Annotated in this window: 16 protein-coding genes and 1 tRNA gene; 11 read left to right on the top strand and 6 right to left on the bottom strand. The window is 64.9% G+C overall.

What is annotated here, in order from left to right:
* Positions 1–32: 32 nt before the first annotated feature.
* The gene (gene trxA / locus AAEO60_RS05320) at positions 33–353 is read left to right on the top strand and encodes a thioredoxin (protein WP_341672604.1); all 321 of its coding nucleotides are present in this window, start codon (positions 33–35) and stop codon (positions 351–353) included.
* A 76-nt stretch (positions 354–429) separates the two neighbouring features.
* Here trxA and AAEO60_RS05325 read toward each other — a convergent pair whose 3' ends face one another.
* On the bottom strand, positions 430–1,230 hold the full coding sequence (locus AAEO60_RS05325; protein WP_341673547.1) for an inositol monophosphatase family protein: 801 nt from the start codon (positions 1,228–1,230) through the stop codon (positions 430–432).
* An 8-nt stretch (positions 1,231–1,238) separates the two neighbouring features.
* Positions 1,239–2,465, bottom strand: coding sequence for a bifunctional glutamate N-acetyltransferase/amino-acid acetyltransferase ArgJ (gene argJ / locus AAEO60_RS05330; protein WP_341672605.1), 1,227 nt, complete (start codon positions 2,463–2,465; stop codon positions 1,239–1,241).
* 107 nt (positions 2,466–2,572) lie between these two features.
* Here argJ and AAEO60_RS05335 point away from each other — a divergent pair, with 107 nt between their 5' ends.
* The 5 genes from AAEO60_RS05335 (at position 2,573) to AAEO60_RS05355 (ending at position 8,693) form a co-directional block, all read left to right on the top strand.
* Positions 2,573–2,833 carry a hypothetical protein gene (locus AAEO60_RS05335; RefSeq protein WP_341672606.1) on the top strand — a complete coding sequence of 87 codons (261 nt, stop codon included), beginning with the start codon at positions 2,573–2,575 and terminating at the stop codon, positions 2,831–2,833.
* A gap of 99 nt (positions 2,834–2,932) precedes the next feature.
* Positions 2,933–5,743 (top strand): preprotein translocase subunit SecA, encoded by a 2,811-nt coding sequence (gene secA / locus AAEO60_RS05340; RefSeq protein WP_341672607.1) that lies wholly within the window; start codon positions 2,933–2,935, stop codon positions 5,741–5,743.
* 95 nt (positions 5,744–5,838) lie between these two features.
* The gene (locus AAEO60_RS05345) at positions 5,839–6,702 is read left to right on the top strand and encodes an SMP-30/gluconolactonase/LRE family protein (protein WP_341672608.1); all 864 of its coding nucleotides are present in this window, start codon (positions 5,839–5,841) and stop codon (positions 6,700–6,702) included.
* Positions 6,695–7,888, top strand: a complete 1,194-nt coding sequence (locus AAEO60_RS05350; protein WP_341672609.1) for an MFS transporter — start codon at positions 6,695–6,697, stop codon at positions 7,886–7,888. The genes AAEO60_RS05345 and AAEO60_RS05350 overlap by 8 nt, the downstream gene beginning before the upstream one ends.
* A gap of 52 nt (positions 7,889–7,940) precedes the next feature.
* On the top strand, positions 7,941–8,693 hold the full coding sequence (locus tag AAEO60_RS05355) for a class I SAM-dependent methyltransferase (protein WP_341672610.1): 753 nt from the start codon (positions 7,941–7,943) through the stop codon (positions 8,691–8,693).
* 5 nt (positions 8,694–8,698) lie between these two features.
* Here the strand turns inward: AAEO60_RS05355 and AAEO60_RS05360 are convergent, their stop codons facing one another.
* Both AAEO60_RS05360 and AAEO60_RS05365 read right to left on the bottom strand, forming a co-directional pair.
* Positions 8,699–10,051 carry a sensor histidine kinase gene (locus AAEO60_RS05360; protein ID WP_341672611.1) on the bottom strand — a complete coding sequence of 451 codons (1,353 nt, stop codon included), beginning with the start codon at positions 10,049–10,051 and terminating at the stop codon, positions 8,699–8,701.
* The gene (locus AAEO60_RS05365) at positions 10,048–10,701 is read right to left on the bottom strand and encodes a response regulator (RefSeq protein WP_341672612.1); all 654 of its coding nucleotides are present in this window, start codon (positions 10,699–10,701) and stop codon (positions 10,048–10,050) included. The genes AAEO60_RS05360 and AAEO60_RS05365 overlap by 4 nt, the downstream gene beginning before the upstream one ends.
* A gap of 81 nt (positions 10,702–10,782) precedes the next feature.
* Between AAEO60_RS05365 and AAEO60_RS05370 the strand changes: the two genes are divergently transcribed.
* The 5 genes from AAEO60_RS05370 (at position 10,783) to AAEO60_RS05390 (ending at position 17,749) form a co-directional block, all read left to right on the top strand.
* Complete coding sequence (locus AAEO60_RS05370) at positions 10,783–11,913, top strand: efflux RND transporter periplasmic adaptor subunit (RefSeq protein ID WP_341672613.1); 1,131 nt, start codon at positions 10,783–10,785, stop codon at positions 11,911–11,913.
* Between the two features lie 7 nt (positions 11,914–11,920).
* Positions 11,921–15,025, top strand: coding sequence for an efflux RND transporter permease subunit (locus AAEO60_RS05375; protein WP_341672614.1), 3,105 nt, complete (start codon positions 11,921–11,923; stop codon positions 15,023–15,025).
* Positions 15,022–16,257 carry a TolC family protein gene (locus AAEO60_RS05380; protein WP_341672615.1) on the top strand — a complete coding sequence of 412 codons (1,236 nt, stop codon included), beginning with the start codon at positions 15,022–15,024 and terminating at the stop codon, positions 16,255–16,257. The genes AAEO60_RS05375 and AAEO60_RS05380 overlap by 4 nt, the downstream gene beginning before the upstream one ends.
* 92 nt (positions 16,258–16,349) lie before the next feature.
* On the top strand, positions 16,350–17,330 hold the full coding sequence (locus AAEO60_RS05385; RefSeq protein WP_341672616.1) for an MBL fold metallo-hydrolase: 981 nt from the start codon (positions 16,350–16,352) through the stop codon (positions 17,328–17,330).
* Positions 17,331–17,410: 80 nt separating this feature from the next.
* Positions 17,411–17,749, top strand: a complete 339-nt coding sequence (locus AAEO60_RS05390) for a hypothetical protein (RefSeq protein ID WP_341672617.1) — start codon at positions 17,411–17,413, stop codon at positions 17,747–17,749.
* 181 nt (positions 17,750–17,930) lie between these two features.
* Here AAEO60_RS05390 and AAEO60_RS05395 read toward each other — a convergent pair.
* A tRNA-Asn gene (locus AAEO60_RS05395) sits at positions 17,931–18,005 on the bottom strand.
* A gap of 72 nt (positions 18,006–18,077) precedes the next feature.
* Positions 18,078–18,869, bottom strand: a complete 792-nt coding sequence (locus AAEO60_RS05400; protein ID WP_341672618.1) for an NAD kinase — start codon at positions 18,867–18,869, stop codon at positions 18,078–18,080.
* Positions 18,870–18,877 lie beyond the last annotated feature (8 nt).

Raw genomic sequence — 18,877 nt, forward strand, 5'->3', positions numbered from 1 at the left:
ATTACTGCGCAGACAGATTTTGGAGATGTGACATGGCCACCGTGAACGTAACCGATGCCAGCTTCCAGGCTGACGTGCTTGAAGCCGACAAGCCGGTACTGGTCGATTTCTGGGCCGACTGGTGCGGCCCGTGCAAGATGATCGCCCCCGCGCTGGAAGAGATTTCGGACGAACTGGCCGACAAGGTCACCATCGCCAAGATGGACATCATGGAGAACCCCGACGTGCCGGGTTCCATGGGCGTGCAGTCGATCCCGTTCCTGGTGCTGTTCAAGGACGGCAAGCCGGTGGCCCAGCAGATGGGTGCAGCGCCGAAGAATGCCCTCAAGGGTTGGCTGGAAGGCCAGCTTTAAGCCCGCTCGTCGGCCCGGACCTGATCCGCGGACGATATCGGGTTGGCGAAAGTTCCGGATCAAGTCCGGGAGGACGTCAATCCGGCAGGCTTGCCAATTGCTCCGCCATGTCCTGCCACAGCGCAGGCGTGGCGGCGCCAATCAACCCTCCGTGCACATCGCCGTCCACCCGGTAGGGTGAGCCATCGGGCCGCGCGGCCTTGCCGCCAGCCTCGTTGAGCCAGAGCACGCCTGCGGCATGGTCCCAGGCGAGGGTGCGCTCAAAGATCGACAGGTCGTTCACGCCCAGCGCCAGCCGCGGATATTGCTCCGCCGCGCAATAGGGGATGTCGGTCAGCCGATAATTAGGACAGATGTGGTCCTTCACCGCCTCGCGCTTGGCCTCGTCCATGAAGATCAGCGAAATCGCCGCGACGGGCGGGTCTTCGCCCGTGGTGATGGCCGTGACTTTCTCGCCGTTGATGAAGGCCCCCTTGCCCTTGTGCGCGACGCAGAAGCGGCCGGTCAGGCAATCGTAGATCCACCCGGTATGGGCTTCGCCGCCCGATGCCATGGCCAGCAGGACGCCGAAGGGCGGCTTGCCGTGCGCGAAATTGCGCGTGCCGTCGAGTGGATCGACGATCCAGCAATCGCCGGACAGGTGCTGCATGACGTCGGGATCGGCATGGGCGGCCTCTTCACCCACGAAATCGAGGCCGGGCATGATCTTTTCCAGCCCCTCTCGCAGGATGGCCTCGGATTCGCGGTCGGCCACGGTGACCGGGTCGTTACCGCCCTTGTCCTCGATCTCGCCCGCCTGGAGGTTGCGATAGCGCGGCAGGATGGCCTTCTCGGTTACCTCGCGCATCAGGTCCTCGATCGCGCGGTGGAAGGCCATGATGTCGGTCACGAGCGGTAATCTGCGTTGATCGAGATGTATCCGTGCGTCAGGTCGCAGGTCCATACGGTGGCGCGGCCTTCGCCAAGGCCGATATCGACGGTAATATCTATTTCTCGCCCCTCGAGGTGCTTGGCCACCGGCGCTTCGTCATAGTCCGCCAGTGGCAGGCCGTCCTTCGCAGCCCAGATACCGCCGAAAGCGATGCCCAGCTTGTCGCGGTCCGCCGGTTCACCCGCCTTGCCAACCGCCATGACCACGCGGCCCCAATTGGCGTCGCCGCCCGCGATGGCGGTCTTTACCAGCGGCGAATTGGCGATGGCGAAGCCGATGCGGTGGGCGCTTTCGTCGTTTTCCGCACCGGTTACGGTCACGGCGATGAACTTCTGCGCGCCTTCACCGTCGCGCACCACCAGGTGGGCAAGCTGGCGGCAGATATCGTCGAGAGCGGCCATGAAGGCGTCAGCGCCCGCATCGTCGAACGAGGTGAGGGGAGCATTGCCCGCCTTGCCCGTGGCGAAGGCGAGTACGGTGTCGCTGGTAGAGGTGTCGCTGTCGACGGTGATGCAGTTGAAACTGCGCTTGTTCGCGGAACTGAGGCAGTGCTGCAGGAAGCCGTGATCGACTGCGGCATCGGTAAAAATGTAGCCGAGCATGGTGGCCATGTCGGGCGCGATCATGCCGCTGCCCTTGATGATGCCGTTGAGCGTCACCTTGGTGTCGCTGATCATGGCTGTCACCGTCGCGCCCTTGGCAAAAGTATCGGTTGTTCCGATGGTTACGGCGGCCTGTTCCCACGAACATTCATCGGCTTCGAGCACGGCAGCCACGCCCGCCTCGGCCTTGTCCTTGGGCAGGGGCACGCCGATCACGCCGGTGGAGGAGACCAGCACGTCCGACGGTTCGCAGTCGAGGTGGTGCGCCACCTGCGCCATGATCTGTTCCACCGCCTCGCGTCCGCGATAGCCGGTGAAGGCGTTGGAATTGCCCGCATTGACCACCAGCGCCCGCGCGCGTCCCAGCTTCACCTGTTCGCGGCCCATCTCGACTTCCGTCGAACAGCAGACGTTCTTCGTGAACACGCCGGCCAGCGCCGTGCCTTCGGCCAGCTCGGCATAGGTCAGGTCCGCGCGGTCCCACTTCTTGTAGCCCGCACGGGCCACGCGCAGCGTCACACCCGCGATTGGCGGCATGTCGGGAAAGGGCAGGGCGAGCGGAGAGCGTTCTAGGTCCATGGAGGCCGCCATAATTGCCCAAGGGCCGCTCGCCAACATGACAATTCACGGCTGCAAGCCTCTGGTCAGTGGACTTTGAGGAAAAGGGCGCTATCTGACAGGCGCACATGCTACGCCAATTGCTCACCCTTCTGGCCGTGATTTCCGGCCTCGGGCTTTCTGCCCAGCCTGCGCTTGCCGCAGAAGCGAGCGTCGTCAGCGTAGCCGCATCCGGTGATGTCGAGGATTGCCAGACGGTCGTAACCCGTTCGCTGGAGTTCTCGCGGGCCGCATCGGTCAACGTGCGTGACCAGCGTCCTTGCCGTCCGGCCGTGGTGGTCGTGATCGCCCCTACCGTGCAATTGCAGGCTGATCGCGCGCGCGAATAGCGCCCGCCATTCATCCATTTCGCTGATTTGCAACGGCTGCGCCCCGAACATGCGGGTCGCGCGGCCTCTTTCCCATATTACAGACAGGATTCTCCCACCATGTGGCAGACCATCGCCAAGTCCATTTTCGGTTCGTCCAACGATCGTTACGTAAAGTCGCTCGACAAGATCGTCGCGCACATCAATGCCCTCGAGGAGCAGCTGGCTGATTTCTCCGACGCCGAACTCGGCGCGCAGACGCTGAAGTTCCGCAAGAAGATCGAGGAAGAGGGCCAGACGCTGGACGACCTGCTGCCCGAGGCCTTCGCCACCGTGCGCGAGGCCTCCAAGCGCGTTTTCGGCATGCGTCATTTCGATGTCCAGATGGTGGGCGGCATCGTGTTGCACAGAGGCGAAATCGCCGAGATGAAGACCGGCGAAGGCAAGACGCTGATGGCGACGCTGGCGGTCTACCTCAACGCCATCGAGGGCAAGGGTGTACACGTCGTCACCGTAAACGATTACCTCGCCGCCCGTGACGCCGAATGGATGGGACAGGTCTACAACTTCCTGGGCCTGACCGTCGGCGTGGTCGTGCCGAACATGCCCGAAGCTGCCCGCCGCGAGGCCTATGCCTGCGACGTAACCTACGCGACCAACAACGAACTGGGCTTCGACTACCTGCGCGACAACATGAAGAGCGAGCGCCGCCAGATGGTGCAGCGTCCCTTCAACTTCGCCATCGTCGACGAGGTCGATTCGATCCTGATCGACGAGGCGCGTACCCCGCTGATCATCTCCGGCCCTACCGAGGACAAGTCCGAGCTCTACATCACGCTGGACGAGCAGGTGAAGCAGCTGGTGAAGGACCAGGAAGCCCTGGAGCGCGAACATGGCGATGCGCTGAGTGACGAGGATCGCTACTTCACCAAGGACGAGAAGTCCCGGAACATCCAGATGACCGAGATTGGTGTCGAGGAGATGGAACAGCGCCTGATCGCTGCCGGACTGCTGGAAACGGACAACCTCTACGACGTCGAGAACACCCTGGTGGTGCACCACCTCGACCAGGCCCTGCGCGCGGTGGTGATGTTCAAGAAGGACACTGACTACATCGTCAATGACGAAAAGGTCATCATCATCGACGAGTTCACCGGGCGTATGATGGACGGTCGCCGCTGGTCGAACGGCCTGCACCAGGCGGTGGAGGCCAAGGAAGGTGTCGAGATCAAGCCCGAGAACCAGACGATGGCTTCGATCACCTTCCAGAACTATTTCCGCATGTACCCCAAGCTGGCCGGCATGACCGGTACCGCCGCCACCGAGGCGGCCGAGTTCTGGGATATCTACAAGCTGAACGTGGTGGAGATCCCCACCAACGTGCCCGTCGCGCGCGTCGACGAGGAAGACGAGTTCTACAAGAACACGATGGACAAGTTCGCGGCCATCGCGAAGGCCATCAAGGAGAAGAACGAGATCGGCCAGCCGGTGCTGGTGGGTACGGTCTCGATCGAGAAGAGCGAGCTGTTGAGCTCGTTCCTTGACAAGGAAGGCGTGAAGCACGCCGTGCTCAACGCTCGCATGCACGAGCAGGAAGCCCGCATCGTGGCACAGGCCGGCCGTATCGGAGCGGTGACCATCGCCACCAACATGGCTGGCCGCGGTACCGACATCCAGCTGGGTGGCAACATCGACTTCCGCATCGAGGATGAGCTGAGCGAGCTCGCCGAGGACGATCCCAAGCGCCAGCTGGAGATCGACCGCATCACCGCCGAGGTCGAGGCCGAACGCCAGAAGGTGAAGGAAGCCGGCGGCCTGTTCGTGCTGGGTACCGAGCGCCACGAAAGCCGCCGCATCGACAACCAGTTGCGCGGCCGTTCGGGCCGTCAGGGCGACCCCGGCCTGTCGCGCTTTTACCTCTGCCTGGAAGACGACCTGCTGCGCATCTTCGGCCCGGACACACTGTTCGCCAAGATGATGAACTCCAACCTCGAAGACGGTGAGGCTATCGGCTCCAAGTGGCTGTCCAAGGCCATCGAGACGGCGCAGAAGAAGGTCGAGGCGCGCAACTACGAAATGCGCAAGCAGGTCGTGCAGTACGATGACGTGATGAACGACCAGCGCAAGGTCATCTATGAACAGCGCGCCGAAATCATGGATTCCGAGCGCGTCGACGACGTCGTGGAAGACATGCGCCGCGATGCCATCAATGCCATCGTGCACGAGACCTGCCCGCCGGGTTCCTATCCGGAACAGTGGAATGTCGCTGGCCTGAAGGAAAAGGTCGACGAAGTGCTCGGCCTCAACCCGCCGATCGACGACTGGCTGCAAGAGGACGCTGTCGAACCCGAGATCATCGAGGAACGCCTGCAGGAACTGGCCGAGGAAAAGCTGGCCGCGCGCGTCACCGAAATCCCCGAGGAATCGTGGCGCCGGGTGGAAAAGTCGATCCTGCTGGAGCGGCTCGACTACCACTGGAAGGAACACCTCGCGACGCTCGACGCGCTGCGGCAGGTGGTCTTCCTGCGCGCCTATGCGCAGAAGCAACCGATCAACGAGTACAAGCAGGAAGCCTTCGGCCTGTTCCAGACCATGTTGGATACGCTGCGTGAAGACGTCACCAAGGTCCTGCTGACTGCCGAACTGCGCGCGGCCCCGCCGCCGCCTTCCGGTGCCTTGCCGGACCTGCCGAGCTTCCTGACCGGCCATGTCGACCCGTTCACGGGTGAAGACGATTCCAACGATGGCGACGGTTCGCAATTCATGCAGCCACTGTTCGGTACGCTGGCGGGATCGCCCGTGGCTTCCACCGGCACGCGTGGATCGGCCCAGCGGGAAGATCCGTACAAGGACAAGAACGTGAGCCGTAATGCTCCGTGTCCTTGCGGCTCGGGCAACAAGTACAAGCACTGCCACGGGGCAGTCGCCTGACCTGACCTGAGATTGTCTGCTTTGCGCGGGCGGTTCCCGCTCTTGCTCCCATCGTAACGCTCGTTACAGTGGGAGCGGGAGAGAGGGACCGTTCAATGCAGATCAGCCGACTGGACTTGCCCAAGTGCCAAGTGGGGGAAGGCCCCGTCTGGGACGTGGCGGAGCAGGCGCTCTATTACATCGACATCCTGGCCCAGAAGGTGTTCCGCTGGGACCCGGAGAGCGGCGACCACAAGGCGTGGGACGTGCCCGACATGATCGGCTCCATGGCGCTTCGCGAGCAGGGCGGTGCGATCGTCGCGCTCGTCACCGGTGTCCATTCGCTCGACTTCGAAAGCGGAGCGGTTGAGCCGCTCGCGCTGCTCGACCCGGCTGATCCCGAAGTGCAACTGGCCGATGGCAAGGTCGACCGGCGCGGGCGCTTCGTCTTCGGCACCAGCCATCGCAAGGCCGCCGAACCGCGCGGCGGGCTTTACGTGCTCGACCAAGGTGAACTGCGCCAGATCGACCGCGAGCTGACCCTCGGCAACGGCCCCTGCTGGTCGCCCGATGACAGGGTGCTCTACCACGCGGATTCGATGGCGCACGTGATCTACGCCTACGACTATGACATCGAGACGGGCAGGGCTTCGAACCGCCGCGAGTTCTTCAATACCAGCGACTACGGGCCGATCCCCGACGGCGCGACCGTGGATGTGGACGGCAACCTGTGGACTGCGATCTGCGAGGGCGGGGTGGTCCTGTGCCTCTCGCCAGAAGGCAAGGTGCTGCGCGCAATCGAAATGCCGACCAAGCTGCCGGCCAGCTGCATGTTCTTCGGCCCCAAGCTGGACCGGCTGTTCGTCCCCAGCATCGATCCCAGTTTCCTCGGCCGCGAACCCGCGCCCGACGACGGGGCCTGCTTCGTGATCGACGGCCTCGGCGTCACCGGCCTGCCGGAACCGCGCTACAATGGATAGACGGCTCCCACCCTTGCTGGTGGCGGTGTTCATCAACATCGCCGGGTTCAGCCTGATCCTGCCGCTGCTGCCGTTCTACGGGCAGGTGTTCGACGCGAATCCCTTCGAGATCGCGCTGCTCTTTGCCGCCTATTCGTTCGGCAACGTGTTTGGCGAGATCCACTGGGGCCGCCAGTCGGACAAGTGGGGTCGGCGCAAGGTGCTGGCGCTGACCACCTTCATTGCCGGCCTCTCCTATGTCGCCTTCGCCTTTGCCCCCTCGCTGTGGGCAGCGGTGCTGATCCGCGTGTTCAGCGGGTTCTTCTCGGGCACCCTGAGCGTGTGCCAGGGCTTTATCGCCGACGTCAGCCCGCCAGAGCGCCGCGCCAAGACCATGGGCTATTTCGGCGCGGCCTTCAGCCTCGGTTTTGCCTTCGGGCCGGTGCTGGGCGGCCTGTTTGCGGGCGAGGAAGTGGTCGCGGCCAGCTTCCGCTTGCCGATCTTCATCGCGGGCGGCTTGTCCGTACTCGCCAGCATCTGGTGCCTGCTGGCGCTGAAGGACGCTGTGGAGCCAACGGGAAAGGGGCGTCCGCTGCCCAAGTATTCCGAGGCCTTCCATTTCGTGTCGCAGGAACCGCTACTGGCGCGGCTGTTCGTCATTTCCTTCTTCGGTATCGCCGCCTTCGCCTCGATGGAGGCAATTTACGGCCTGTGGAGCGAGCACAATTTCGGCTGGAGCGCGCATGACCTCGGCTTTGCCTTCCTGGCCATTGGCGGCGGCGGTCTGTTCGCCCAGTTGGTGCTTATCGGCCCGCTGGTCGCCCGCTTCGGTGAGGCGCGGGTGATCCTGATCGGCCTGGCCCTGCTGGCGCTGTCGATGCTGTTGCAACCGATCATCCGCATGCCGGTGGCAGGCGTGCTGCTGATGGGCCTGCTGATGACCGGCCACAGCCTCGCCTTTCCCAGTGCCGGGGCCTTGCTCAGCCGCGAGACGCCGCCGGAGCGGCAGGGCAGCACCATGGGCCTGCTGATGGCCTCCAACGCCATCGGCCGCATCGTCGCGCCGCCACTGTTCGGACTGCTTTACGGGCAGGTGGCCTTCGACGCACCTTGGTATGCCGGGGCAGCGATGATCGCGCTGGTGGCAATTGTCGGTGTGCAGACCGTGCGCTTGCTCGATTCACGCAGGGCTTCTGCGACAATGTGAGGCTTGCCCCGCTTCCGATAATGGATAGCATCGCGGGCAAGGGAGATTTCACATGCGTATCGCCACCATCCTTCTCGCCGGGTCTGCCATGCTGACAGCGGCCTGCACGTCGCTCACCTCGCCGGAGCCGGTGGTCCTGCCCAATGCCATGGAAGACTACGTCCTCGCCGCCGTGGTCAGCCCTGCGCGGCCGGAAGCGGACACGGCGCGCGACGAAGCACGCAAGCCGGAAGAGATCGTACTGTTCTCCGGCGTGCAGCGCGGAGACGTGATCGCCGAGATTGCGCCGGGCGGCGGCTATTACACGCGCATCCTCGCGCAGACTGTAGGACCCGAAGGCAAGATCTACGCGCTGATGCCGTCCTTCTTCGCCAGTCGCCCCGGCGGGCTCGACGGGATCAACGCCATCGCGGAGCAATACGGCAATATCGAAGTCGTGGTGGTCGAGGGCTATGACACTCTCACCCTGCCGCAGCAGGTGGACCTGTTCTGGACCACCGAGAACTATCATGACCTTGCCAATGGCGACATTGCGGCCGTCAACGCCGGCGTGTTCCGCAACCTGCGCCCGGGCGGCATCTTCTTCGTGGAAGATCACTCTGCGCCCGGCACGGGCACCAGCGCCACCTCGACACTGCACCGCATCGACCCCGCTGCCGTGGTCGACCAGGTGACTGCTGCCGGGTTCGTGCTGGAGGCGGAAAGCGACGTGCTGCACAATCCGGCAGACCCGCACGACGCCAGCCCGCGCGACTTCGACGGGGTCAGCGACAAGTTCGCCCTGCGCTTCCGCCGCCCTGAATAGGCAAACTATTCGCCCGCGATTTGCACGGTAACGGTCAGGCCGGTGCCACCTGAAGCGATGTCCAATGTCGCCCCGGCGTCAGTGCAGATGTCGCGCGCGATGGCGAGGCCGAGGCCGGAACCCGGCACAGACGGATCGAAGCGCGTGCCGATCTCGCAGGCCTTGGCGATCTGCTCGGCGGTCATGCCCGGGCCATCGTCGCTGACCTTGACGGTCACCAAGCCGCCCACCGGACCGCTGATCGCCAGCGTCACCGAACTGGTGGCCCATTTCCCGGCATTGTCGAGCAGGATGGAGAGCAATTCGGACAGGTTCACCGGGTCGATCGCCAGCGCGACCGGGTGATCCGGCGCGGCCAGTTCGAACTGCTTGTCCGGATGCAGGCGGCGCATGGCCTTCAGGATCGGTTCCGCCAGTTCTGGCAGCATGGCGCGGCTTCCCGGTACGGGGGCGCCCGCTGACAGGCTGGTGCGTGCCAGCTGGTAGTCGATCTGCTGCTGCATGGCCTCTGCCTGCTCCAGCAGCACCTTGCCGCTCGTGGAGCAGCTATCGCCGTCGCGCAGGCGCTCGGCCTCGTCCGTCACCACGGCCAACGGTGTGCGCAGCGAATGGGCGAGGTTCCCGGCATGGACACGGGCGCGCGAGACGATCTCGTTGTTCTGCCGGATATAGGCGTTGAGGTCTCCCACGAGCGGGGCGATTTCCGACGGGTAGCTACCTTCCAGCCTGTCCGCCCGGCCTTCGCGCACGCGGGCAATGGCATCGCCTAGCCGTCCGAAGGGGCGCAGGCCGAAAGAGATGATCGCCACGCCGGTCGCCAACAGCAGCAGTGCGAGTGTTGCCAGCCACACTACCAGGTCGCGGTTGAAGGCGGCGATGTCGTCGTCCAGCTCGCTCTTGTCGGTGGCGATGACGATGTGCACCTGCGCACCGTTTTCCGCCTCCTCCAGCAAGCCATAGGTAATCGTGGGGCCGGTCGGGCCGTCCTCGATCTCATGTGCGACATCGGGCGAATGGGCCACGCTCTGGTCCAGCGAACCGCGCGTCATGCTGGCCGACTTGAGCACCGGTTGGCCCTCGATGGAAACCTGCCAGTAGAAGCCCGACAGCGGCACTTCGTAGCGCGGGTCCGACAGGGGGCGCGACAGGCGGGGTGCGCCGCTTTCGTCGAGCCGGGTGAGCCGGGCCAGCTCGCGCACATGGACCTCCAGCTCCTCGTGGTACATGTCCTCGATGTGCGTGGCGAAGACACGGGTGGCGGTAAACCAGATTCCGCCAATCCCCAGCGCCACCCAGACGGTGATGGCGAGCAGGAAGCGCAGGCGCAGGCTGCCCGAAGTGCCGGTTCCAACATTCATTCGAAACGGTATCCCATGCCGCGCAGTGTCACGATGCGGTCCTTACCGATCTTGCGGCGCAGGCGACCGACCAGCACCTCCACGGTGTTGAGCTCGCGCTCGGCCTCCAGGTCGTAGAGGTCTTCGAGGATCTCCGCTTGCGACATGACCTGTCCCTTGCGGCGCATGAACAGGTGCAGCAAGCCGAATTCGCGGCGGCTGAGCGAAACGGGTTCGCCGTCGTTCTCCACCGTGCGGCTGATCGGGTCGAGCGCCAGCGTGCCCGCGCGCAGGGTGCTGTCGCGCTTGCCCATCTGGCGGCGGAACAGGGCGTTGAGGCGGGCCTGCAATTCCTCGAACCTGACCGGCTTCACCACGAAATCGTCCGCCCCGCAGTTGAGGCCTTCAACCTTGTCCTGCCAGCTCCCGCGCGCGGTCAGGATCAGGATCGGGCAGTCGACCCCGCGAGCGCGCCAGTGGCGCAACAGGTCCAGCCCGTCCCCGTCAGGCAGGCCGAGGTCGAGGATGACGGCGGCCATGGTGTCGAGATCGGGCCAGTCCTCGCCTTCCTCGCGGCTCGTGGCGAGGTCGACGGCATAGCCCGCGCTGCGCAGCCGGTCGCCCAGCCGCTCCCCCAGCAGCGGATCGTCTTCTACCAGCAGCAAGCGCATGGGCAGCCTTTCGTGGTCACAGGGTCCATGATCCCCGTATCAGCCATGAAACTGACAACAAGCTGGCAAACTGACAAGTTGTTGTCAGCTTCACCCCGCATTTCTGCGGGCATGACCCGCCACCGCTCCATCGCTTTGCACTCCGGGCTGCTCCTGTCCGGACTGCTCCTCGCCAGCCTCGCCGCCTGTTCGGAAGCCCCCTCATCCGAGGAACCCCAGGCAGGCGAGGCTGGATCAGCCGAGAACGCCCTTTCTATCGAGACAGCCGTTGCCGAAGCTGCAACCGGCGTACCGCTGGGCTCTGTTCCGGGCCGGATCACCTTGCCGCCCGAAGCTCGCGTTGCGGTTACCCCGTCGTTCGCCGGGGCTGCCGTGCGGGTCTACGTGATCGAGGGACAGATCGTGGCGCGCGGTGCTCCGCTGGCGCTGGTGCGCGCGGCCGAGCCCATTTCGATCAGCGGCGACCTGTCCCGCGCTCGCAGCGAAATTGCGCTGGCCGAGGCACAGGCCGCGCGCATGGCGCAGCTTTCCGAAGAAGGCATTGTCGCCCAGGCCCGTGCCCAAGAAGCCGAAGCGCGACTGCAACAGGCTCGCGCCACCCTGGCCGAGGCACAGCGCCTTGCTGCAATGGCGGGGACGGGGCCGGACGGCACCATGACCCTGCGGGCGCCCATCGCAGGTCGCGTGGCCCATGTCGGGATCGAGACCGGCAGCGGTGTCGACGGCATGGAAGCGCCTTTCGTCATCGAAGCCTCCGGACCGTTGCGGATCGAACTGCAATTGCCGGAAAGACTCGCGCGGCAAGTCCGTCCGGGCATGTCGGTAGAGGTACAGGTGCCGGGCGAGGGCACGGATGCTGCCCCGGTCAGTGGGCAGATCCTGACCGTCGCCCCCTCCATCGATGCGAACACCCGCTCGGTCATGGCAACGGCCACCATCGGCTCCGCGCCCGGACTGGTGCCGGGCCAGAACGTCATGGTCGTGGTCAGTGGCGGGCAGGGTGGTGAAGGCGTCTCCGTCCCCTCGGCCGCCGTCACCCGTATCGGCGGCGAGGAGCATGTCTTCGTGCGCGAGGGTGACAGTTACACGCCGCGCGCGGTTACGGTGGTCGCCAATGCTGCCGGCCACGCGGTGATTTCGGACGGGCTGGCAGCGGGCGAGGTGGTCGCCACCAGCTCCATCGCCGAGCTCAAGGCTGCTTCGGCGGAGTAGCGCGGCAATGCTGAGCAAACTTATCGAGAAAGCGCTGACGCTGCGCCTGGCGGTCATCGCCATCGCCCTGATCCTCGCCGGTATCGGGGCATGGTCATTCAACCGCCTGCCGATCGACGCCTTTCCGGACATCAGCTCCACGCAGGTAAAGATCATCCTGCGCGCGCCGGGCATGACCCCGGAAGAGGTCGAAAGCCGCGTCATCACGCCTATCGAGATGGAAATGCTCGGCATTCCGGACCAGTCCGTGCTGCGCTCGGTCGCCAAGTACGCGATTGCCGACATCACCATCGACTTCCAGGACGGCACCGACATCTACTGGGCGCGCCAGCAGGTATCGGAGCGGCTGAATGCCGTCATGGCGGACCTGCCAGCCACCGTGGAGGGCGGCATGGCGCCGATCTCCACGCCCCTGTCCGACATGTACATGTTCACGCTGGACGGTCCGCAGGACCTGGCCGAGAAACGCCGCGTGCTCGACTGGATCATCCGTCCGGCCTTGCGCACCGTTCCCGGCGTCGCCGATGTCAATGCGCTGGGCGGCTATGTCGAAACCTTCGAGGTCGCGCCGGACAATTCCGCGCTGGCGGCTGCGGGCCTGTCCACGGCCGACATTGCCGCTGCCATCGACAGCGGCAACCGCAACGACGGGGCAGGACGCCTCACCAGCGGCGAGGAAGCCCTGATCGTTCGCGCGACGGGCGCCATCGAGACGCTGGACGACCTGGCCAATACCGTGGTGCGCTCGGACGGCGGTGCGGTGATCCGGCTTGGCGACGTGGCGGATATCCGCACCGGCAGCCTGACACGCTACGGCGCGGTCACCATGAACGGCGAGGGCGAGGCGGTGCAGGGGCTGGTGATCGGCCTGCGCGGCGCCGACGCCTCCCAAGTCGTTTCGGGCGTGGAAACCCGGCTCGAGGAGATCGCGCCGAGCCTGCCCGAAGGCATGACCGTCAACGTCTTCTACGACCGTTCCGACCTGATCGGGCGCGCCGTGGGCACGGTAGAGAGCGCCTTGCTGGAAGCCACCGTGCTGGTGGTGCTCCTGCTGCTGCTGTTCCTCGGCGACTTCCGCGCTTCGGTGATCGTGGCGCTCGCCTTGCCCATGGCCGCGCTGCTCACCTTCATCTTCATGCGCGCCATCGGCCTGACGGCCAACCTGATGAGCCTTGGCGGGCTGGCCATTGCGGTCGGCATCCTTGTCGACGGCGCGGTCGTTGTGGTGGAGAACGTGGTCGAGCGCCTGTCCGACCCCAGGCATGCCAAGGGCAGCAAGCTTCACAACATCTTCATTGCCAGCACCGAAGTGGCCAAACCGGTTGCCTCCGGCCTCGCCATCATTGCCGTGGTCTTCCTGCCGCTGCTCACGCTGGAAGGGCTGGAGGGGAAGCTGTTTTCGCCGGTTGCGCTGACCATCGTGCTGGCGCTGCTGTCCGCCCTGCTGCTGTCGCTGACGCTGATCCCGGTGATCGCCTTCTACCTGCTCAAGGTGAAGGAGGGACATCACGAGCCCTGGCTGATGCGGAAGATTTCGCCGCGCTATCACGGCCTGCTGACTGGAGCCTTTGCGCGCAAGAAGCTGGTCTACGTGATTGCCGGTGCCTCGCTGCTGGTGACCGGAGTTGCCTACAGCGTGACGGGCAAGACCTTCCTGCCGGTGATGGATGAAGGTTCCGTGGTCATGCAGCTCGCCAAGCTGCCGTCGGTGTCGCTTGACCATTCGCTGCAAGGCGATCTCGCGGTCGAGCGGGCGATCATGGAAGAAGTGCCCGAAGTGGAGGCGATCATCGCTCGTGTCGGGTCGGACGAGATCGGCCTCGATCCCATGGGCCTCAACGAGAGCGATGCCTTCCTTCAGCTCGCGCCGCGCGATGAATGGCGGGTTCAGGACAAGGACTGGCTGGTCGACCAGATTCGCGCCGTGACCGCGCGTTTCCCCGGGATCGAGTCGAGCTTCACCCAGCCGATCGACATGCGGACCTCCGAAATGCTCACCGGCGCGCGCGGTGACCTGGCGATCAAGCTGTTCGGGCCGGACCTCGACGAACTGTCGCGCCTCTCCGGCGAAATCCAGTCGCGCCTGGAAACGCTCGAAGGCACCAGCGAGGCCATGACCGTGGCCAACGACACGGTCGACTACCTCGAGCTCGATATCGACCGCGTCTCCGCAGGCCGCCTCGGCATGCCGGTGACCGACCTGCAGGACCAGATGCGGGCGCAGGTGGAAGGCATGCACGCGGGCGTCGTGGCGGACGGCAACCGCCGCGTGCCCATTGTTGTGCGCGGAGAGGGCCGTATGGCCGACACGCCGCAAGCCTTTGCCGACCAGGTCTACCAGTCACCTTCGGGCCAGTTGCTGCGCGCCAGCGACGTTGCCAGCGTCAGCCTAGTCGAAGGGCCGGTGAAGCTGGAGCACGAGAACGGCTCGCGCTTCGCCCTGGTGCAGGCCTTCGTCACCGGTCGCGACCTTGTCGGCTATGTCGAGGAAGCGCGCGCGGACATCGCCGCGAACGTCGAACTGCCGGCAGGCTACCGCCTCGAATGGGGCGGTCAGTTCGAGAACCAGCAGCGCGCCAGCGCGCGCCTCGGGATCGTGCTGCCCGTTTCGGTGCTGATGATCTTCGCGATCCTCTATTTCACCCTGCAGTCGCTGCGCGCATCGGTGCTGATCCTGCTCAACATTCCCTTCGCCATGGTTGGCGGCATGGTGGCGCTGGCACTGTCGGGCGAATACCTTTCGGTTCCGGCCTCGGTAGGCTTCATCGCCCTGTTCGGCATCGCCGTGCTCAACGGGCTGGTGATGGTGTCCTACTTCCGCCAGTTGCGCGCTGACGGGGTGCCACTGCCTGAGGCTGTGCGCATCGGCGCCGAGCGCCGCCTGCGCCCCGTGCTGATGACCGCCAGCATCGCCGCCTTCGGCCTGGTCCCGCTGCTGTTCGCCACGGGGCCGGGTTCGGAAATCCAGAAGCCGCTCGCCATCGTCGTGGTCGGCGGGCTGGTCTCGGCCACCCTGCTGACGCTGGTGCTGCTGCCGATCCTCTACGAACGCTTTGGCGAAAGCGCGGCGGACCACGCTGACGAACCTGATCCCGAAGGAGAATCGGCATGAGGCTTGCCATTGCCACCCGGTTGGCCATCCTCCCGCTCGCTGCTCTCGCCACGCCTGTGCTCGCCGATCCGGGTCTGCCGGATGAAGCGCAGGTCAGCGCCGCGCTCGATGCCTATCCGGCGGTCGAGGCAGCTCAGCAGCGCGTCAGCGCGGCCCGGTCCGGCGCCCGGGCGCGTGCCGCCAGCCCACACGATTTCGTGATCACCGGCAGCTACACCCGCCGCACGATCGACCTCGAAGGCGACTTCGACGAGTTCAATGCCGACCTGATGCGCGGCATCCGCTTGCCCGGAAAGGCGCGGCTGGACCGCGAGATTGGCGTGCACCTTGTCGATGCGGCGGAGAACATGGCGGAAGATACCCGGCACCAGGCCGCGCTGGTCTTGGCCCAGCACTGGTGGGACTGGCTTTCAGCTTCGGGCGCTGCGCGGGTGGACCAGCAGGCGGTGATGAACCTCGAAACCGCACTGGCAGCCGTTGAGCGCCGCGTGGAACTTGGCGATGCCGCGCCACTGGAGGCGGACCAGGCAGAGGCTGCCCTCGGTGCGGCCCGGGTACGCGCGGCGCAATCGGCAGGCGAAGCGAACCTCGCCCGCACGCGGCTTGCCACGCATTTCCCCGCGCTCGCCTTGCCGGAAGAGGCCCCGGACATTCCCATGCCGGCAGTCGAACCGGGTGAACTTGAACGCTATTCCGGGCTGGTGGTGAGCAACAGCCACGAGATTGCCGCTGCCGAAGCCCAGTCGCGCGCCTACGAAGCATCGGCCGCGCGCGTGCGCTTGGACCGGGTGGCCGATCCCTCGGTCGGCATTCGCGTCTTCTCCGAACGGGGCGGTGCAGAGACCGGCGCCGGTCTCGTCTTCTCCATGCCTTTTGGCGGCAGCCGTCGCGGGGCGCAGGCAGACCAGGCCGCGGCCGAAGCCAGCGCCGCCATGGCCGAGGCGCAGATGGCACGCTTTGCCGTGCAGGAAACGGCCTCGGCGGACCTTGCCAGCGCGCAGTTCCGCATCGCCGCATGGGAGCGTGCCCGCGAGAGCCTGCGCGCGCAGATGGCCGTGCTCACCCGTATGCGGCGTGGTCACCAGCTGGGCGAAATCGACCTCGCCGACCTGCTACTGGCCGAACGCATGACGCACGATGCCTTCAGTATGGAGGTGGATGCCCGGGCCGAAGCCCAGCGCGCGATCACGCAGATCCGCATCGACAGCCACGAGCTGTGGCTGCGCGACTGATGTATTGATCTATTTTGTGAATCACGACCAATTCAAAGAATTTGGACGAATTGGCAAATGCATGGCATCTTCCCCCTCAACGGAGGAGTTGGATGCGAAAGACTTATGCGCTGCTTGCCGCACTTGCGGCCGCGGGTCTGCAGCCTGCAGCCGCGCAGGATACGGTCTCGCCGACCGGGATAGCCAGCCAGTGGATTACGCTTGGCACTCACGGCGGCCCCGTGCCCCACGCCGATCGGGCAGAGCCGTCCAACCTGCTGTTGACGGGCAGCGAAGTCTATCTCGTCGACGTTGGTGACGGCGCCGCAAACCAGATGGCGCGGGTCGGAGTCCCGCTCGCGCGGCTCAGCGGGGTATTCATCAGCCACCTGCATTTCGATCATACTGGCGGGCTCGGAGCTGTGTTGGGCCTCCGCTTCCAGACCGAGGCGCAGAACACGCTAACCATCTATGGCCCGCCGGGAACGCGGCAACTGGTCGATGGGTTGATCGCTTCCATGCGGCCTGGCGGTGAGGCGGGCTACGGCGTTCCGGGAGAGGAGGTTCATGACCCCTCTATCGGAATTGAAGTGATCGAGTGGCGCGGTGGCGAGACCGCCGTGGTGGGCGGGATGACCGTTCGCAATGTGGAGAACACCCACTACAGCTTCACACCCGACAGCCCGCAGTACGGGCGCTACGCCTCGCTTTCCTTCCGTTTCGACCTGCCGGATCGCTCGATCCTCTACACCGGCGACACCGCCCCCAGCGAGGCGGTTGACCGCCTGGGGCAGGGCGTTGACCTGCTGGTGGCCGAAATGATCGACCTCGAGGGCCTTCTCGGTGCCATGGGGCCGGCCCGCGGCGACCAGGCCGGTGGCCCGCCGCCGCTGCTGATCGAACACCTGCGTACCCACCACATAACTCCCTCGCAGATCGGAGAAATGGCTGCAGCCATGGACGCAGGCGAAGTGGTTGTGACCCATCTGGTTATCGGCAACGCGGGACGCGAGGACTGGCGTCGCTACGAAGCCGAGATCGGCGCACATTTCGACGGCACGATCACTATCGCCCAAGACCTCGACGGGTTCTGAGCGAGGCAAGACATTTCGAACCGGGTCGGCATCGGCGCGGAGAGAGAAAACCCCACAACCAAGGCAGTTGGAAAAGTAAATTGAAGAAGATTATCTACGCGGCAGCACTTGCAGCCGGCCTGTCCGGCATGGCTGTCACGCCGGCATTTGCGCAGGAAGAGGCCGCGAGCGAGGCGCAGGAACATTACTCGGTGGAAACTACCACCATCGCCACCCTGCTTGACGATCCGGAATCCGCGGCGATCCTCGAACGACTCATTCCCACGGTCTATGACAATGACATGTTCCAGACCATGGGCCGTCCGAACACCTTGCGCGTGGCTGCGCAGTACGAAGCGGCAGTGCTGACCGAAGCCAAGATGGCAGAGATCCAGGCCGCGTTGGACGAACTTGCCGAACGCCGGGCCGCGGAGGACTGACCAGCTCTCCCGGCAGGACAGGGGCGCTTTGCGGATCATCCGTCTGTCGCCGCAACCGGACAAGCGCGAAGGCCCGTGGCGAGAGCCGCGGGCCTTTCGCTTTGCAGGAAATCTCGACGCGCTTCGGCTCCCCTGGAGAAATTCTCCAGGAGGCGTCAAATATCCATCAATGTGTGGAAAATGGCTCCCCGAGTAGGATTCGAACCTACGGCCAAGTGATTAACAGTCACCTACTCTACCGCTGAGCTATCGGGGAGCAGCCCGAAGGCGAGAGGCGCCTATATGGGCGCCGAATCCGATTTGCAACCCTCGAATTTAGCCTCTGCGGCTAAGTGACGAATTGCTCCGCCAACATTCGCTCGTCCAGCGTCTGGTGCGGGTCGAACAGCAGGCACATTTCCTTGTCGCGAGCGATCTCGATATGCACCTCGGCCACGTCGCGCACTTCCTTCGAATCGGCCACGGCCGCGACGGGGCGCTTGGCCGGCTCGTTGACGCGGAAGCTGACGCGGCTCTTTTCGGGCAGGATGGCCCCGCGCCAGCGCCGCGGGCGAAATGGGCTGATCGGGGTCAGCGCCAGCATGCGCGAATCGAGCGGCAGGATCGGGCCGTTGGCAGACAGGTTGTAGGCGGTGGAGCCCACAGGTGTGGACAGCAGGATGCCGTCGCCTGCCAGTTCGGCGATGCGCACCCTTCCGTTGACCGAAACTTCCAGCTTGGCCGTCTGGAAGGTTTCACGCAGCAGGCTCACCTCGTTCACGGCATAGGCATAGTGCCGGTCACCCTTCTGAGTAATGACTTCCATCTTAAGCGGCGCGACGGGCATTTTCTTGGCCTCCGTCAGCCGTTCGATGAGGCCGTTCGATCCATGGTAACGGTTCATCAGGAAGCCCACGGTGCCGAGGTTGATACCGAAGACCGGCAGGATGCGGTCGACATCGAGCATGTCGTGGAGGGCATCGAGCATGGTGCCGTCGCCGCCCAGCGCGATAATCACGTCGGCCTGTTCGACCGGTACGAAATCATAGCGTTCGCACAGTTCTTTCGCGGCTTTGCGCGCGCGGTCGCTCTGCGAATAGGTCAACGCCAGCTTTTCGAAATTCAGAACGTCACAAACCAAGAACCTGT

The sequence above is a fragment of the Aurantiacibacter gilvus genome, from assembly GCF_038289935.1.
In the GTDB taxonomy this organism is placed as follows: Bacteria; Pseudomonadota; Alphaproteobacteria; order Sphingomonadales; family Sphingomonadaceae; genus Alteraurantiacibacter; species Alteraurantiacibacter gilvus.

Bases quoted from the DNA above. Each gene is read 5' to 3' on its own strand.
- trxA (WP_341672604.1), top strand. From the start codon at position 33: ATGGCCACCGTGAACGTAACCGATGCCAGCTTCCAGGCTGACGTGCTT.
- AAEO60_RS05325 (WP_341673547.1), bottom strand. From the start codon at position 1,230: ATGGCCTTCCACCGCGCGATCGAGGACCTGATGCGCGAGGTAACCGAG.
- argJ (WP_341672605.1), bottom strand. From the start codon at position 2,465: ATGGACCTAGAACGCTCTCCGCTCGCCCTGCCCTTTCCCGACATGCCG.
- AAEO60_RS05335 (WP_341672606.1), top strand. From the start codon at position 2,573: ATGCTACGCCAATTGCTCACCCTTCTGGCCGTGATTTCCGGCCTCGGG.
- secA (WP_341672607.1), top strand. From the start codon at position 2,933: ATGTGGCAGACCATCGCCAAGTCCATTTTCGGTTCGTCCAACGATCGT.
- AAEO60_RS05345 (WP_341672608.1), top strand. From the start codon at position 5,839: ATGCAGATCAGCCGACTGGACTTGCCCAAGTGCCAAGTGGGGGAAGGC.
- AAEO60_RS05350 (WP_341672609.1), top strand. From the start codon at position 6,695: ATGGATAGACGGCTCCCACCCTTGCTGGTGGCGGTGTTCATCAACATC.
- AAEO60_RS05355 (WP_341672610.1), top strand. From the start codon at position 7,941: ATGCGTATCGCCACCATCCTTCTCGCCGGGTCTGCCATGCTGACAGCG.
- AAEO60_RS05360 (WP_341672611.1), bottom strand. From the start codon at position 10,051: ATGAATGTTGGAACCGGCACTTCGGGCAGCCTGCGCCTGCGCTTCCTG.
- AAEO60_RS05365 (WP_341672612.1), bottom strand. From the start codon at position 10,701: ATGCGCTTGCTGCTGGTAGAAGACGATCCGCTGCTGGGGGAGCGGCTG.
- AAEO60_RS05375 (WP_341672614.1), top strand. From the start codon at position 11,921: ATGCTGAGCAAACTTATCGAGAAAGCGCTGACGCTGCGCCTGGCGGTC.
- AAEO60_RS05380 (WP_341672615.1), top strand. From the start codon at position 15,022: ATGAGGCTTGCCATTGCCACCCGGTTGGCCATCCTCCCGCTCGCTGCT.
- AAEO60_RS05385 (WP_341672616.1), top strand. From the start codon at position 16,350: ATGCGAAAGACTTATGCGCTGCTTGCCGCACTTGCGGCCGCGGGTCTG.